Origin of the sequence: Prevotella sp. P4-119 (assembly GCF_002251345.1) — a bacterium.
Classification (GTDB): Bacteria; Bacteroidota; Bacteroidia; order Bacteroidales; family Bacteroidaceae; genus Prevotella.
This window is the reverse complement of record NZ_NPJB01000014.1, coordinates 1-1358: the sequence shown is the minus strand read 5'-3', so window position 1 is coordinate 1358 and position 1358 is coordinate 1. Positions and strand designations below refer to the sequence as shown.

Annotated in this window: 1 protein-coding gene; it reads left to right on the top strand. The window is 44.4% G+C overall.

Annotation, left to right across the window (positions count from 1 at the left end):
• The first annotated feature begins 285 nt into the window (after positions 1–285).
• Positions 286–1311 carry an IS110 family transposase gene (locus tag CIK89_RS01215; RefSeq protein WP_094389614.1) on the top strand — a complete coding sequence of 342 codons (1026 nt, stop codon included), beginning with the start codon at positions 286–288 and terminating at the stop codon, positions 1309–1311.
• Positions 1312–1358: the final 47 nt, after the last annotated feature.

Sequence of the window (1358 nt, the reverse complement as noted above, 5' to 3'; positions counted from 1 at the left end):
CACTCTAAGTTTGCAGAAGAATGCGACGCAGTCGCATAAATGTTAAATAATCAAGGTAAAACTATGATTGCTAAAGACAGTTTCGTACCTTTGTTGTAAAAAGGTAGAATCGGTCTGTCGAAGAGGTAAACCATGGATTTCACTAGTCTGAAGACTATAATCCGTTTCGGACCTCATCGACATAGTTGCAAAGACCAGATAGAAAGTTATCGGCTCTGAGCCTTGTTAGAGTGTTAGTCCATACAACTATTGACCAATTCTACATAATTAAACTCGTACAAAGATATGAAGAATTTATTTATTGGAGTTGATTTTTCGAAAGAAAAAGTTGATGTGGCTATCATTTTTGCAGACGGACTTGCAGAAACAGCCTCAAGAGTGTTCAACGAATTCAAGACAACTGTGTCTGGTTACAAACAACTGATCAAGTGGGTGGAGCAGAACTCCGGCGGCATCGAGCCTTCCTTGTGGCTCTTCTGCGGAGAAAACACTGGCGATTACAGTAAGGGACTATGCAACTTCCTATACGGCAAAGGCTACGACATGTGGCTTGAGAATGCTAAGAGCATCAAGGATTCATCAGGTCTTAGACGATTGAAGTCGGACCGTGCCGACGCCTCAATGATTGCCGAATACGCAATGAGAAATTACGACAGAGCCATTATGTACGAGCCACTTAGCGAGTCACTTGCACAACTGCGTGAGCTGTTCCTGTATCGTCAAATGGTGGTACACCATAGATGCAGTTTTCAGGTGCGTAGAGGCGAGAAGAAGCTCACCATGGAGAAGTCGCCTATCAAGACCATGATCTCGCAGAGCGGAAGACATATCGTGTCAGAACTCAACAAGGAAGTCGAGAAGATAGACAAGCGAATCGCCGAGCTTATTAAGTCGGACGAGGAGCTAACCGAGGTATTCACCATCGTGACCTCGGTGCCTGGCATAGGAACGCAGAACGCCGTGTGCCTGATGGTATACACCGATAACTTCCGTCGTTTCAATTACGACTCACGCAAGATAGCCTGCTACTATGGCATAGCCCCGTTCGGCAAGGATTCGGGTACCAGTGTGCATTCTGATCCTCGTGTACACTACATGGCGAACCGCCAGATAAAGTCCATGCTGACGCAGGCTGCACTGGCTGCCATCAACTTCAATCCCGTTATCGCAAGATACTATATGCGACTCGTAGAACGTGGAAAGAAGAAGCAGGTTGCACTGAATAATGTAAAGAACAAACTCATACGTTTGGTCACTGCTATGGTCCGAAATCGCCAAATTTTCTCACCAGAATATAAAATATCAGCATAAATTAAAAATAATGGTCAAAATATTTGGATTTTAACATAGAAAGCGGA